Consider the following 17,214-nt stretch of genomic DNA (forward strand, 5'->3'; position numbering starts at 1 on the left):
CCAAAGCAATCAACAAAACAAAATAAAATCAACAATAAAATCCGTTTGAGATCACAAAATATAAAATAGCAACAATAATAACAAAGAAACCTAAAAAAATAACTCATATAGGAATGATAACTTCCCTTATTCTATTTTAATGCATAAAAAATCCGGTATAATAAATACATACCGGATTATCACACTAGAACTAAATAATTGAGTACTTCCTTAATATATCAGTATTACGAAGCCCCCTCATCACAACTGATTGCCATCATCCTATTAACAGCCTGAGCTAAAGCGGTTTTATTCTCATTATCTTCCAATAAACTAAAATGGTTACCCGGAGTAGCAATCAACTTAAGTGAAGTATCAGGCATGACCCGCTCCCAACCTAACGACGGCTCTATATTCACGGACTCCGACTTTTCATCCATCACAAAAGAAACAGCAGGAGAAGGTTCTACCGCATAGAACTGATGCAGCGTTATTGCTAATGCTGGCGGCTCATAATCGGCAACGATTTGCGTGTAACGTTCGATCTGCTCCCAATGTTTTGCGATCACATCAGCACGCAGATTGACGGGATATAACGCCAATTCTTGTGCTGCTTCAATAAACTGCACCAAATTCAACTCATCAATTCGCCGGTACAATGCTGCAATCTTTTCTTTGCATTCCTCCCCTGATTGCCGGGCCAGCTCAGTAAAGCAATGGTATTTGGGCTGCATAGCCTCCTTCCCAAAATAATGAGGCGCAGGCGTATCAATTAACCCCAAGAAATTGACCATTTCACCGGCACTCAAAAGCCGCTGGACAACGGCATAAGCCAATACCCCACCGGAAGAGTAGCCACTTATCCGATACGGGCCTACCGCTTGTACCGCTTTCATCAAGGTGATCATTCTGGCTGCCTGCTCTTCCATCGTTAACATCGGTTCTTCACTGATGGATGGCCAAGGCAGCGCATAAATCGGATAGCCCGACGGGATATGTTGAGCCAGCCCGAAGACATAAGAATAATCACCCATGCCACTGGGAACAAAGAACAGTGGCAATCCTGTTCCATCAGGTCGCACCGATATAGCGCTGCTTCGCGGCTGAGACAATAAATCTGAGGTGATTTTAGTTGCCAATTCGGACAACACCGGGAATTGGAACAAAGCATTCAATGTAAAAATCAAACCCCGACCGGCAGCAAGATTCATCATTCGCATGGCAAGCAGTGAGTGGCCGCCCAACGCGAAGAAATTGTCATACCGGCTAACCTGCTCAATCCCTAGCAATTCACACCAAATCGCGGCTAATACGGTCTCCGTTTCGCCTTGTGGCGCTTCATAAGCCTGACGAGCAAACGCTTCATTGTCCGGCTCCGGTAGCGCACGACGATCTAATTTACCGTTCGGTGTCAATGGAAAAGCGTCCAGACGCACAAAGGCTGACGGCACCATATAGTCAGGTAAAATGGCAGTCAGGTGGGTACGCAGGCTATTCGCCAACCTCTCATCCGCTTGCGCCACCACATAAGCAATTAAGCGTTTGTCCTGCCCTTCACCCAACGCCAGCACCACAGATTGACTTACCGCAGGATGTTCCACCAACCGGGCCTCAATTTCACCCGGTTCAACCCGGAAGCCACGAATTTTCACCTGTTGATCATGGCGTCCCAGGAATTCCAGATTGCCATCCGGCAAGTAGCGAACCAGATCTCCGGTTCGATACATCCGTGCATTTGGATTATCGCTAAACGGATCAGTCAGGAAGTATTCCGCAGTCAGTTCAGCACGGTTGAAATAACCCCGTGCGACACCCGCGCCCCCAATATACAATTCCCCCACAACGCCTAACGGTACTGGCTGCCCCTGAACGTCGAGCAGGTAGACACGTGTATTCGGTAGCGGACGGCCTATGATATTGGCCTGCCCCATCCCCTCGTTTAGGCAAGATGTCGTCGTGGTAATCGTGGCTTCTGTAGGGCCGTAGCAATTCGCCAGAACAGGGTATTCACCGTGAGTCGATAGCCAACGTTGTAACTCATGATCAGGTATCGCTTCACCACCAATGCAAATAATCCTTAAGCCCTGATAGATATCGCCTTTATTAACATTTGATATTACCCGCCAGAATTGGGCTGGTATCGCCATGTAGGTAATTTTATAAGACTCGCACAGACGCCAGAACGCCTGCGCACTCAAGAGCCACTGATTTGTCCTTAAGACTAATTGTGCCCCCTGTGTTATTGCGCAAAATATTTCTGATGCACAAACGTCAAAAGAAGGGTTGCAAAATTGCAATAGACGGTCAGATGCGTTAAGCGACCACTTCGTGTTCAGCGAAGTAATTTGACTGACCAATTGTCTATGTTCAACCATTACGCCCTTTGGTGTGCCAGTCGAACCGGAGGTGTAAATCACATACGCCAGATGCCGTGAGGTCAGTTCAGGTATCTGAAGATTGCTGTCTGGCTGGTCAAACAATGTATTCGGATCAAACACTGTCAGACCGGTAAGCACATTCTCACCCAACACTGTACGCCCAACAGCATCAGCCAATAAAATAACCGGTGAAACATCAGCCAAAATATACGTTAGACGTTCACCCGGATAATCCGGATCTAACGGCACATAAGCTGCGCCAGCTTTCAGCACCGCCAACAATCCCACCACCATCGCCGGTGAACGTGCCACGCAAATCGCCACCCGCTGGTCCGGTTCTACACCTAGCGTAATTAGCTGATGGGCCAGCCGGTTAGCGCGGGCATTTAATTCAGCATAGCTGAAAGTTTGCTCCTCATACACTAACGCTGTTGCGTCAGGGGTTTGCTCCACCTGTTGTTCAAACAATTGATGAATACATAACAGTTCAAGATACGAGGTTTCCGTCGCATTCCACGTTTTCAGCATCAACGTACTTTCAATTTCAGGTAGGATGTTCAATGTCCGTACCGGCGTTTCCGGGGTCTGTTCCAATGCCGCCGCCAAGCTCTCCAATGCCTGTTGCATATAGCCGCATACCCGTTCCGGCTCAAACGGTTGGATAACTTGAGCAGTCAGCCCCAGTGCGTCACTAAAATCCTCCACCGACAAGGCAAACGGATAGTTGGTAAACTCCTGCGCACCAAGGAATTCAATACCGTCCATCGTTTCATCCAAAGGATCTGGCTGATCATTATGTCGGTAGTTCAACAGGGCGCTAAACAGTGGAATGCCATCCTGTACACCACTACAACGTTGAGCCAGCGCCAGTGAGGCATGCTCATGTTCCAACAATCCCGCTAACTGGCTATGTACTGCCTGTACACTATCTCGCACCGGCGTATCATCCATATCCAGCCGCAACGGCAAGGTATTGATAAACAGCCCCATGCCGCTGTCAACCCCTTTCCCAACCGCCATGCGTCCAAATATTACGGTACCGAACACCACCTGTTCCTGTCCGCTGGTACGCGACAACACCTGCGCCCAAGCCAGATGACATAAAGCCGCCAGACTGACCCCCAAACGCCGGGCTTGACTGCGTAAACGGTCATTCAGCTCAGGTGCCAACATCCGCTGCGATTCCGTCACTTGGGAGCCATCACGATGCACCTCCGTCAATCCGAACGGCAATGTAGGTTCATCCACCTCCGCCAGCATTTCGGTAAAGAAGCGGATATGCGCTTCCTGACTCACCCCCAGCCGGGCCTGGGCTACCAAATTGCGGAAAGGTGTCGGTGTTGGCAGGCTCTCCTCCAGTCCGTCCAGATAAGCTTGTACTTCACGGTTCATCACGTCCAGCGTGGTATGGTCGCCAATCAGATGATGCAGCAATTGCAGTACCATCCAACGGCCATCCGTCTCCTGTGCTACCACAAAGCGCAATAACGGTGCTTCGCTCAGGTCTAGACGATGGTGGCGGGGATCAAAACGCTCAGCCAATTGCCCGCTAACTGATCCATCGGCTGGGTTCAGTGTCAATTCAGTCACCGATAAGGATGCCTGACGCCAAACCACTTGGGCAGGCACTGAAAGCCCTTGCCAGATAAAGGCGGTACGCAAGATATCGTGTCTATTTACCACCTGTTGCACCGCCGCCAGATAACGGTCCAGCAAAGTCCGCTCAGTAAAGACCATCTGACCGGTTAATAAATAGGGGTCCCCTTTGTTTGCCAATAAGTGATGGAACAGAATACCGTCCTGCAACGGCGATAAGGCATAGATATCCTGAATATTGGCAACTCCGTCCGGCATTTGCCCGACGATACGGTCAATCTCTGACTGAGTTAGATCAATCAGTGGCAACATTTCCGGTGTCAACGCCGTGGTTGCCGAGGTGATGACGTTAGCTGGCACGATTATGGCCTGATGCTGTCCCAACGTTTGGGCCAAATCTGACAGCACCGGCGACTGGAACAGATCACGCGCCGCCAATGTCAACCCCAAATGACGCAAGCGTTCAATCATGCGTACAGCGAGCAGTGAATGGCCGCCCAACGCAAAGAAGCTGTCATATCGACTAACCTGTTCAATCCCCAGTAATTCACGCCAAATCGCCGCTAGCGTCATTTCCGTTTCGCCTTGTGGCTCGACGTAAACCTGACGGGCAACGGCTTCACTGTCCGGTGCCGGTAGCGCCCGACGATCTAGCTTACCGTTCGGCGTCAACGGAAACGCATCCAGACGCACAAAAGCTGACGGCACCATATAATCAGGCAGAATTTTACTCAGGTGAGTACGCAAGCTATTCACCAGCCCGTCATCCGCGAGTGCCGCTATATAAGCCACCAGCCGTTTGTCAGGCCCATCACCTAACGCCAACACAGCCGCTTCACGCACCGCCGGGTGCTCTACTAAACGCGCCTCAATTTCCCCCGGTTCAATGCGGAAGCCGCGAATTTTAACCTGCTGGTCATTACGGCCCATGAACTCCAGATTACCGTCCGGCAAATAGCGAGCCAAATCCCCAGTTCGGTACATGCGGGCATCCGGGGTATCACTGAACGGATCGACAAGGAAACGTTCGGCGGTTAACTCAGGGCGATTGAGATAACCTTGGGCGACCCCATCACCACCGACATAAATCTCACCGATCACACCTGGCGGTACCGGCTGACCGTAAGCATCCAGCAGATAAACACGCGTATTCGCTATCGGCCGGCCAATAGGTATCCGGCTCGCTCCTTGCGGTAACGCCTCGATAGGATACATGGTGGTAAAGGTGGTTCCTTCACTCGGACCATAGGCTTGCAAGAGTTGTTGTGGCGGACGATTATCCAGAACCTGAGCAATCACCTGTAAATCGGGTATATCTCCCCCGAAAATCAGGATCTTAATTTGCGGAAGAATGGGAGATAACTCTGCCGCCAACCGGTTAAACAACCCGATAGTCAGCCATAGAACTGTGATGCGGTGCTCCTGTAAAGTCAGCACTAGCTCCTGCGGTGTCAATAAAGTGGCGCGGTCGATAACCACTAAAGCCCCCCCATTAAGCAACGGTGCCCAAACTTCAAACGTGCTGGCATCGAAAGCTGGATTAGCTGTAAAGGCAACCCGATCCTCCGGTCCGATGTTGGCATAGCCATTATTGATGACCAGCCGGACCATAGCACGATGCTGTACCAAAACCCCTTTGGGTGTGCCGGTAGAGCCGGAGGTGTACATAATATACGCTAATTCGGCGCTGGAACGCGGCAAATCAAGGTTGACATGATCTTGCTCTCTGTTCGTACTTTTCTTATCCGCGAGACGCAACAGCGGAATAGTCAAGTTAGCCGGAATATCAGCCCGTGTATCAGTAAGCAGCAACCGGGCGGAACAATCACTTATCAGCCAATGTTTCCGCTCATCCGGCATACTGGGATCAACCGGCACGTAAACAGCGCCAGCTTTGAGAATCGCCAATTGGGCCACCACCAGTTCTATCGAGCGTTCTAACAGGAGCGCAATAGGGTCATTCGGACGAATTCCCTGTTCGATTAACTGATGAGCCAGTCGGTTAGCGCATGTATTCAGCTCCGTATAGCTTAAGGTTTTATCGCCCGCTATCAGCGCCGTCGCCTCTGGGGTCTTCTCCACTTGCTGCTCAAACAACTGATGAATACATAATGCATCAGGATAGGCGGTTTCCGTGGCGTTCCAAGTTTCCAGCAACAACCTGCGTTCCGTTTCAGGCAGGATGTTCAACCCCCGTATCGGTGTCTCCGGCGCTTGCTCCAAAGCTTCTACCAGACTCTCCAGCGCCTGTTGCATATAACCGCATAGGCTTTCCGGATCAAACGGTTGTACGACCTGAGCCGTCAGCCCCAGAGATTCACCAAAATCCTCCACCGACAGCACAAATGGGTAGTTGGTTCGCTCCTGTCCACCAAGAAATTCAATACCACTGATCAGTTCATCTGACGTTGCCGACAAAGCATTATGCCGATAGTTCAACAGTGCGCTAAAGAGTGGCGTACCGCTGGCAACCTTGCTGCAACGCTGAGCCAGTGCCAGTGACGCATGCTCATGCGCCAATAATCCGGCCAGTCGGGTATGGGCGGCCTGTACGCTGTCCCGTACCGGAGTCTCATCGATATCCAGCCGCAACGGCAAGGTATTGATAAACAATCCCATGCCATTGTCAGCACCGTCCCCCGCCTGCATACGCCCAAACAGCACCGTACCAAACACGACACTCGGCTGACCGCTGGTACAAGACAACACCTGTGCCCAAGCCAGATGACACAGCGCCGCCAGACTGACCCCCAAACGCCTAGCCTGACTACGCAAACGGTCATTCAGCGTACTCGTCAGCATCCGATGGAATTCCGTCACCTGCGAACCGTCACGATGTACCTCCGTCAATCCAAACGGCAACGTAGGTTCATCCACCTCCGCCAGCATCTCGGTAAAGAAGCGGGTATGCTCTTCCTGACTGATACCCAGCCGGGCCTGCGCCACCAAATTGCGGAAAGGAACCGGCACCGGCAAGCTCTCTTCCTCACCCATCAGATACGCCTGAACTTCGCGGTGCATCACTTCCATCGTTTCATGGTCACCGATCAAGTGATGATGCAGTTCCAGTAACAACCAACGACCATCCGTTTCCTGCGCGATAACAAAACGCAGTAACGGGGCTTGACTCAGGTCAAGACGATAATAACGCGGATCAAAACGCCGGGTTAACTGGTCACTGACTGAGCCATCAGCCGGGTTCAGTGTCAGTTCCGTCACTGACAATGGGGCCTGACGCCAGACCACCTGCGTCGGCACTGACAATCCTTGCCAAATAAAGGCGGTACGCAGAATATCGTGTCGATCAATTATCCGTTGAATCGCCGCCAAATAACGATCCAACAGCGCCCGGTCAGCAAAAACCATCTGGCTAATTAACAGATAGGTATCACCTTCATTCTCCAGCAGATGGTGGAACAAAATGCCATCCTGCAACGGCGACAGCGCGTAGATATCCTGAATATTCGCCATCCCGCCCGGGACTTGTCCGACGATACGATCAATGTCAGGCTGAGTTAAATCGATCAGCGGCAACATCGCCGGTGTCAATACCGTCGTATCCGGTGTAATACGGTTGTCAGGCACCCGGATTTCATCATGCTGAACCAGAGACTGCGCCAGAACACAGAGTGTTGGATGTTGGAACAGTGTTTGTACCGATATCCCCAGACCGATACGCCGCAATCGTTCAATCATGCGTACGGCGAGCAGTGAATGACCGCCCAATGCAAAGAAGCTGTCATATCGACTAATCTGCTCAACGCCCAGTAATTCACACCAGACAGCCGCTAACATCGTTTCTATCTTCCCTTGCGGGGCTTCATAAACCTGACGGGCAAACGCCGACTCCCCCGGTGCCGGCAACGCTCGGCGATCTAGCTTGCCATTCGGCGTCTGCGGGAAGCTATCCAGACGTACAAAGGCTGCCGGTATCATATAGTCAGGTAAAACTGCTTTCAGATGTTCACGCAAATCAACCGCCAAACCCTCATTCGCTTCCGCCGCCACATAGGCCACCAGCCGTTTGTCCTGCCCGTCATCCAGCGCCAGCACCATCGCCTCTTGCACCGCCGGGTGTTCCACCAGCCGAGTTTCAATTTCCCCCAGTTCAATCCGAAAGCCGCGAATTTTAACCTGTTGGTCGTTACGCCCCAGGAATTCCAATTCACCGTCCGGCAGATAACGAGCTAAATCTCCGGTGCGATACATCCGGGCATCGGACATCGGATTAAAGGGGTCCGGTATAAAACGTTCCTCGCTCAATGCCAGCCGGTTCAGATAACCCCGTGCCACCCCCACACCGCCAATATACATTTCTCCAACGCAGCCCAATGGCACGGGTTGCCTGTTTCTATCCAGTAAGTAGACGCGAGTATTCCTAATCGGCCGACCGATAGAACGATCATCTGCCGGGGATAATATTTCTTTACAGGTCGCCGTCACGGTATTTTCCGTCGGGCCATACGCGTTCAATAGCCGGAGTTGGTAGGTTTCCTGCCTAAACCAATCCTGAATGGCGTTCTTTTTGACCGCCTCACTGCCAATGATGATCAGCCTGAGACCATCCGGCAGCGGCAACCCGTTATCTCTGGCCGCCAGTTCAGACCAGAACAGAGTCGGCAAAAACATCACCGTGATACGGTTTTGCCGGGCTAAGGCAATAAATTCCGCCATTGAAGCCAGCCAGCTATCGTCGCGAATAACTAGCGCGGCTCCGTTACATAATGACGAGAAGCACTCTTCCACTGAAACATCAAACGCAAAAGCAGCAAATTGCAACACCCGGTCTTGCTCGGTGACGGCATAGAGTTCATGAACACCCAGATAACGTTGATACACCGCCTGATGTTCTACCATCACCCCTTTCGGCTGCCCGGTTGAACCGGAGGTATAAATGATGTAAGCCAAGTGCTGTGGCGTCAACGCCGGGACCTGCGGGTTACTATCCGGCAGGTCAGGCTGGATATTCGGGTCGAGTACCGTCAACCCGACCAGCGCCTCGTCGCCCAGTGCAGCCTGTCCGGTCGCATCAGCCAATACCACTGATGGGGCAGTATCATTCAGGATATACGTCAGACGCTCCCCCGGATAAGTTGGATCCAGCGGCACATAGGCCCCACCGGCTTTCAGCACCGCCAACAATGCCACCACCATAGTCGGGGAGCGAGCCACGCAAATGGCTACCGGCTGATCCGGTGTTACGCCAAACGCAATCAGTTGATGAGCAAGGCGATTGGCGCAGGCATTTAATTCGGCATAACTAAGCGTCTGCTCTTGATACACCAGCGCCGTCGCATCAGGGGTTTTCTCCACCTGTTGTTCAAACAACTGATGAATACATAACGCGTCAGGATACGGATTCTCCGTGGCGTTCCAGGTTTCCAGTAACAACGTGCGTTCGGTTTCCGGCAGGATGTTCAGTGTTCGTACCGGCGTCTCTGGTGCCTGCTCAAGGGCCTCTACCAAACTCTCCAGCGCCTGCTGCATATAACTGCACAAGCTTTCCGGATCAAACGGTTGCACCACATGAGCAATCAACCCCAGCGTGGCGCCATCGTCCTCCACCGACATTCCAAAGGGATAGTTAGTGCTCTCCTGTTCGCCCAGGAATTCAATCCCCTCTATCGTTTCATCCAAAGGATCAAGCTGATCATTATGTCGGTAGTTCATTAAGGCACTAAAAAGTGGCGTACCGCTGGCAACCCTGCTGCATCTCTGAGCCAACGCCAGTGAAGCATGCTCATGTTCCAACAATCCCGCCAGCCGGGTATGTACGGCCTGTACACTATCGCGTACCGGCGTATCATCCATATCCAGCCGTAACGGCAGGGTATTGATAAACAGCCCCATACCATTGTCAGCCCCTTCTCCCGCCGCCATGCGCCCAAATAGTACAGTGCCAAACACTACTTTCTCCTGACCACTGGTACACGACAGTACCTGTGCCCAGGCCAGATGACACAACGCCGCCAGACTGACCCCCAAACGTCGGGCTTGGCTACGCAGACGGTCATTCAAGCTGGCCGTCAGCAGTCGATGGGATGCTATCTCCTGAGAGCCATCACGATGCACATCCGCCAGTCCGAACGGCAGCGTAGGCTCATCCACCTCCGCTAACATGTCAGTAAAGAAGCGGATATGCGCTTCCTGACTCACCCCTAGCCGGGCTTGAGCCACCAAATTGCGGAAAGGAGCCGGGTCAGGCAGGCTATTCCCTTGCCCGGCAAGGTACGCCCGCACTTCACGGTTCATCACTTTCATTGTGGTATGGTCACCAATCAGGTGATGCTGCAATTCCAGTAAGAACCAGCGGCCATCGGTCTCCTGCGCCACCACAAAACGTAACAGCGGTGCCTGACCCAAATCGAGACGATAATGACGGGGATCAAAACGTCGAGCCAGTTGATCGCTAACCGGCCCATCAACCGGGTCCAGCGTCAATTCAGTCACTAATAAGGATGCTTGACGCCAGACTACCTGTGCCGGCACTGACAACCCTTGCCAGATAAAGGCAGTGCGCAGAATATCGTGGCGATCAATCACCTGTTGCACTGCCGCCAAATAACGATCTAGCAGAGACCGGTCAGCAAAAGCCATCTGGCTGACCACCAGATAGGGATCACCTTCGTTTGCCAATAAATGGTGGAACAAAATACCGTCCTGCAACGGTGACAGAGCATAGATATCCTGAATATTAGTCATCCCACCCGGCACCTGCTCGACGATACGGTCAATCTCAGCCTGAGTCAGATCAATTAGCGGCAACATTTCCGGGGTGATTTTCGTCGTCGCTGACGTAATCACATTCGATGGCACCACCATAACCGGGTGCTGCCCCAATGTTTGCGCCAATTCAAACAACACTGGCGACTGGAACAGGTCACGCACTGCCAACGTCAACCCCAAGTGACGCAGGTGTTCAACCATCCGCACAGCCAGCAACGAGTGGCCGCCCAACGCAAAAAAGCTGTCATACCGACTGACCTGTTCAATCCCCAGTAATTCACGCCAAATCGCCGCCAGCGCCATTTCCATCTCTCCTTGTGGCGCAACATAAATCTGGCGGGCAAACGCCTCTTCGTCCGGTGCCGGTAACGCCCGGCGATCCAGCTTACCGTTCGGGGTTAACGGGAAAGCATCCAGACGCACAAAAGCTGACGGCACCATATAATCAGGTAAAATGGCACTCAAGTGATCACGCAGAGTAATCGCCAGCCCCTCATGGGCTTCCGCCGCCACATAGGCCACCAGCCGTTTGTCCGATCCATCACCCAGCGCCAACACAGCCGCCTCACGCACCGCCGGATGCTCCACCAGACGATTCTCAATTTCTCCCGGTTCAATGCGGAAGCCGCGGATTTTAACCTGTTGGTCATTGCGGCCCAGAAATTCCAGATTACCGTCCGGCAGATAGCGGGCTAAATCCCCGGTCCGGTACATACGCGCATCCAGTTGATCACTAAATGGATCTGTCAGGAAACGTTCCGCAGTCTGGTCAGGGCGATTAAGATAGCCACAAGCAACCCCATCTCCCCCCACATAAATCTCACCGATCGCACCTGTCGGCACCGGCTGACCGTAAGCATCCAGCAGATAAATACGTGTATTGGCTATCGGTCGGCCAATGGGGATACGGGTCACTCCCTGCGTTAATGCCACGATAGGATACATAGTGGTAAAAGTGGTTCCCTCACTGGGACCATAAGCCTGCAAGAGTTGTTGTGGCGGGCGATTATTTAGAACCTGAGCGATCACCTGTAAATCGGGTATATCTCCCCCGAAAATCAGAATCTTTATCTGCGGCAGAACCGGAGATAACTCTGCCGCCAGTCGGTTAAACAACCCGATAGTGAGCCACAGCACTGTGATGCGGTGAGCCTGTAAAACCGGTACTAACTCCTGTGGTGTTAATAACGTGGCGCGGTCAATAACCACTAACGCCCCGCCGCTGAGCAACGGTGCCCAGACTTCAAACGTACTAGCATCGAAAGCCGGATTAGCCGTAAAGGCAACTCGGTCATCCGGTCCGATTTCAGCATAGTCATTATTGATGACCAGCCGGACCACCGCACGATGCGGTACCAAGACCCCTTTAGGTGTACCGGTAGAACCGGAGGTGTACATGATATACGCTAACTCGGTGCTGGAACACGGCAAATCAGGGTTGAGGCACTCTTCCTCTCTTCCGTCCGTGTCTGATTCATCCGAGAGACGCAACAGCGGAACAGTCAGGTTAGCCGGAATATCAGCCTGTGTATCGGTGAGCAGCAACCGGGCGGAACAATCACTTATCAGCCAGTTTTTCCGCTCATCCGGCATACTGGGATCAACCGGTACGTAAACGGCGCCGACTTTAAGAATGGCCAACTGGGCCACCACCAGTTCTATCGAGCGCTCTAACAGGAGCGCAATATGATCACCGGAACAAGCTCCTTGTTCGGTTAACTGATGCGCCAGCCGGTTAGCACGGGTATTCAGTTCCGTATAGCTTAGCGTTTTATCTCCTGCTATCAGCGCTGTCGCCGCTGGAGTTTTCTCCACCTGCTGTTCAAACAACTGATGGACACATAACTGATCTGGATAGACGGTCTCCGTCGCGTTCCAAGTTTCCAGCAACAAGGTACGCTCCGCTTCCGGCAGGATCTCCAATACCCGAACGGGCATTTCTGGCGCTTGCTCCAGCGCTTCCACCAGACTCTCCAGTGCCTGTTGCATATAATCGCATAGGCTTTCCGAATCAAACGGCCGCACGACTTGAGCGGTCAGCCCCAGCGTAGAGCCACCGTCCTCTACCGACAGCACAAACGGATAGTTAGTTCGCTCCTGTTCGCCCAGGAATTCAATCCCAGCCATTGTTTCATCCAAAGGATCTGGCTGCTCATTATGACGATAGTTCAACAGGGCACTAAAGAGCGGCGTACCGCTGTCAACTCCACTGCATCGTTGAGCCAAGGCCAATGGAGCATGCTCATGCTCCAACAATTCAGCCAGCCGCAGATGCGCCTCCCGCACACTGTCCCGTACTGGGGTTTCATCGATATCCAGCCGCAGCGGTAGGGTATTGATAAACAACCCCATTCCTTCCCCCACAGCCATGCGCCCAAACAGGACGGTACCAAACACCACTTTCTCCTGTCCGCTGGTACGCGATAATACCTGTGTCCAAGCCAAATGACACAACGCCGCCAGACTGACGCCCAAACGTCGAGCTTGAGTGCGCAGACGGTCATTTAGCTCAGGAACCAACATCCGGTGGGATTCCGTCTTCTGAGATCCATCACGATGCACGCCCGTTAACCCGAACGGCAACGTTGGCTCATCCACTGCCGCCAACATATCGGTGAAGAAACGGGTATGCGCTTCCTGACTCACTCCCAACCGGGCCTCAGCCACCAGATTACGGAACGGCACCGGCGCAGGCAGATTCTCCCCCTGTCCGGTAAAATAGGCCTGCACTTCACGGTGCATCACTTCCATCGTTTCATGGTCGCCAATCAAATGATGCTGCAATTCCAGTAAGAACCAGCGGCCATCGGCTTCCTGAGCGATAACAAAATGCAGTAGCGGCGCCTGACTCAAGTCAAGACAATATTGAACAGGATCAAAACGCCGGGTTAACTGATCAATGACTGGACCGTCCGCCGGGTCTAGCGTCAGTTCTGTCACGGGCAACCGTGCCTGACGCCAAACCACCTGCGCCGGAACGGATAATCCTTGCCAAATAAACGCCGTCCGCAAAATGTCATGGCGATCAACCGCCTGTTGTACCGCCGCCAGATAACGTTCCAGCAAAGACCGGTTGGCAAAGGCCACCGGATAGAGCACCAGATAGGGGTCGCCTGCCTGTTCCAACAGGTGGTGGAACAAGATACCGTCCTGCAACGGCGACAACGCATAGATATCCTGAATATTGGTTATCCCGCCCGGCACTTGCTCGACGATGCGGTCAATGTCAGTCTGACTCAAATCAATCAGCGGCAACATCTCCGGCGTCAGCGCCGTAGTTGTCGGCGTGATGACGTTAGGCGGGACTATCACAGCCTGATGCTGTCCCAACGTTTGCGCCAACACTGACAGCACCGGAGACTGGAACAGATCATGCGCCGTCAGTGTCAAACCCAGGTGGCGCAAGCGCTCAATCATCTGCACGCCGAGTAGGGAATGACCGCCCAACGCAAAGAAACTGTCATGCCGGCTTATTTGTTCAATGCCCAATAACTCACGCCAGATGTCCGCCAGAGTGATTTCAGCCTTCCCTTGTGGGGCTTCATAAATCTGACGGGCAAAATCGTCTTCCCCGGGCGCAGGCAACGCCCGGCGATCTAACTTGCCACTTGGGGTCTGCGGGAAGCTATCCAGACGCACAAAGGCCACCGGCACCATATAGTCAGGCAAAATGGCACTCAGGTATTCACGCAGATCAGCAGCCAATCTCTCATTCGCTTTCGCCTCCACATAAGCCACCAGCCGTTTGCCCTGATCGCCATCCAATGCCAGCACCGCTGCCTCTTGTACCGCCGGGTGTTCCGTCAATCGGGCTTCAATTTCCCCCAGTTCAATTCGAAAACCGCGAATTTTAACCTGCTCATCGTTACGGCCCAGGAATTCGAGGTCACCGTCCGGCAGGTAGCGGGCCAAATCACCAGAGCGATACATCCGTTCGCCGGATACCGGACTAAAAGTATCCAACATAAAACGTTCCACGCTCAACGCCGGCCGGTTCAGATAACCTCGTGCCACCCCCACGCCACCAATATACATCTCACCTACACAACCTGCGGGGACCAGTTCGCCATATTTGTCCAACAGGTAGATACGGGCATTTTTAGCCGGTCTGCCGATAGAACGGGCATCCTCTGGGGATAACACCTCCTTATAGGTCACCGTCACGGTGTTTTCCGTCGGGCCATAACCATTCAACAGCCGAGGCCGATGGCCTGCTTGTCTAAACCAGTCCTGAATGGCACTCTTTTTCACCGCCTCACCCCCAATGATGATGAGCCGGAGACAATCCGGCAGCGGCAATCCATTATCTCTAGCGGCCAGTTCAGACCAGAATAAAGTCGGCAGTGACATCACCGTAATACGATATTGTCGGGTTAAGGCAATAAATTCCGGTATCGAAGCCAGCCAGCTATCATCCCGGATAACCAGTGTGGCGCCGTTGCATAGTGACGAGAAGAAATCCTCCACTGAAACATCAAACGCAAACGCGGCAAATTGTAATAGCCGGTCTTGTGCGGTGACGGCATAGGTGTCATTAAAACCCAGATAACGTTGATAAATCGCCTGATGTTCCACCATCACCCCTTTCGGCTGTCCGGTTGAGCCGGAGGTGTAAATCACATAGGCCAGATGCTGTGGTGTTAATGCCGGGATCTGCGGATTGTTGTCGGGCTGGTCAAGTTGGATATTGGGATCAAGTACCGTCACTCCTACCAACGCCTGTTCGCCCAGCGCCGCCCGGCCAGCTTTATCAACCAGCACCACTGACGGTGCACTATCGCTCAGGATATATGCCAGACGTTCCCGCGGATAAGTTGAATCCAACGGCACATAAGCCCCACCGGCTTTCAGCACGGCCAGCAATGACACCACCATCATCGGGGAACGTTCCACACAAATCGCTACCCGTCGGTCCGGTGTGACGCCCAGCTTAATCAATTGATGAGCCAGCCGGTTAGCACGAATATTCAATTCCGCATAACTGAGGGTCTGTTCTTGATATTCCAACGCCGTGGCGTGTGGGGTTTGCTCTGCCTGTTGTTCAAACAATTGATGAATACATACCGGGTCAGGATAAGGGGTTTCCGTGGCGTTCCAGGTTTCCAGTAGCAAGGTACGTTCAGCCTCAGATAACACATTAAGCTGCCAAATAGGAATTTCCTCTCCCTGCCTTTTTGACGCTGCCAGCATCTGTAAATGTTCACCCATGCGCAGAATCACTTCCGTGCTCAGGCGATTTTCATCGTAAATCCAGCGAAAACCGCCCTGCACATTGATTTGGAGCGTCAGCAATTCGCCCGGCACCGTATGATCACACGGTCTATCCTCCGCTATGACAGCAATGGCAATTCGCCACGGCCGGTGGCTTGTCAACGCCGGAATAGCCCACAATGAAGGAGTGCGCGCGAGGAGATCTCGACTAAATGTGCGGTGCCGGGCCAACCGGGCCAGCTCACCATCCAGCCAATTCGCTACCACATGCCAGGGCTTATCAAACTCCATCTCAACGACCATTGGCACCACCGGTGCCAAATCTGCCGACTTATCGTTTACCCCATCCACGCACCAACCGATTTGGAATACCGTCTGCTGAGTCAAACGCGCAAGGTAGATAACGAATGCCTGCAACAATGTTTGTAATGGTTCCTCTTCACCGTTTTTTGGCAACGGGAGCTGCCAGTCGCTTATTACCCAACTGGGTTCTATTTGCTCTCCGGCGGTTTCAAAAGGTAATTGGAGGGGTTGCAAAGCAGCAAGACGTTCGCACCAAAATGATTCACTGGATGTCAACGTCTGGGGAATATTCTTTACATTTTGAGTCGGTGGTAAAGTGTCATTTACGTTGGTTATATTTTCTGACGTCTGAGAGAGGAGTTCAACTTTAAAATCACTTCCTGCTTGAGCGATACTATCTTTCATTTACTACCTCAACGAATCTGTTAGAAATTTGAAAACTGTCATTTCTGACAACCATCACCAATATTTCTTTCTCACTTCTTGCCCCCAAGAAATAAAAACGGACACATCTGATATCAATTCAAAATATTCAGATACGGGATGCTATAGCCCCGTCAACAACAAGCAATTAACAATTTCTTGACATTAATTTTCCTGACAACGGAATAAATAATTTATTTTATGCTCCGGAATAAGACATTCCATTTTTGTTCCCGTTTTTTAGATAAGTTCGATTAATTGACTGCAATTTTAATTGGCTAATATTGAATTCCATCATTTAAAATGTAACCGTCAACTGCATTTAATTATGCATAAATACCAAATCACCATTGTATGTTATCTATTCTCTATTAATATCTAATTGAAATTATTTCAAAAACAAATGATATATTTATAAAGATAAAATAAATAAATTATCAAAAAAGTTTACTTTGATAATTACTTATAAAATAAATTCTTTATCTTAATAATTAACTAATAGTTCAATTACAAATGTATACCCGTCATCTTTCAAGTTGTCTCTTTGTTGGCTGCACTCACTCACCCCGGTCACATAGTTATCTATGCTCCCGGGGAT

1 protein-coding gene is annotated in these 17,214 nt (G+C 51.8%); it reads right to left on the reverse strand.

What is annotated here, in order from left to right; genetic code table 11:
* Positions 1-224: 224 nt before the first annotated feature.
* Positions 225-16,598 carry an amino acid adenylation domain-containing protein gene (locus ACGF49_RS18805; protein ID WP_387492260.1) on the reverse strand — a complete coding sequence of 5,458 codons (16,374 nt, stop codon included), beginning with the start codon at positions 16,596-16,598 and terminating at the stop codon, positions 225-227.
* Between the last annotated feature and the right edge of the window lie 616 nt (positions 16,599-17,214).

It is taken from the genome of Photorhabdus sp. RM96S (genome assembly GCF_042879335.1).
Classification (GTDB): Bacteria; Pseudomonadota; Gammaproteobacteria; order Enterobacterales; family Enterobacteriaceae; genus Photorhabdus; species Photorhabdus kayaii.

What these genes read in the sequence shown, in the direction of transcription:
- ACGF49_RS18805 (WP_387492260.1), bottom strand. Translation starts at nt 16,598, where the DNA reads ATGAAAGATAGTATCGCTCAAGCAGGAAGTGATTTTAAAGTTGAACTC.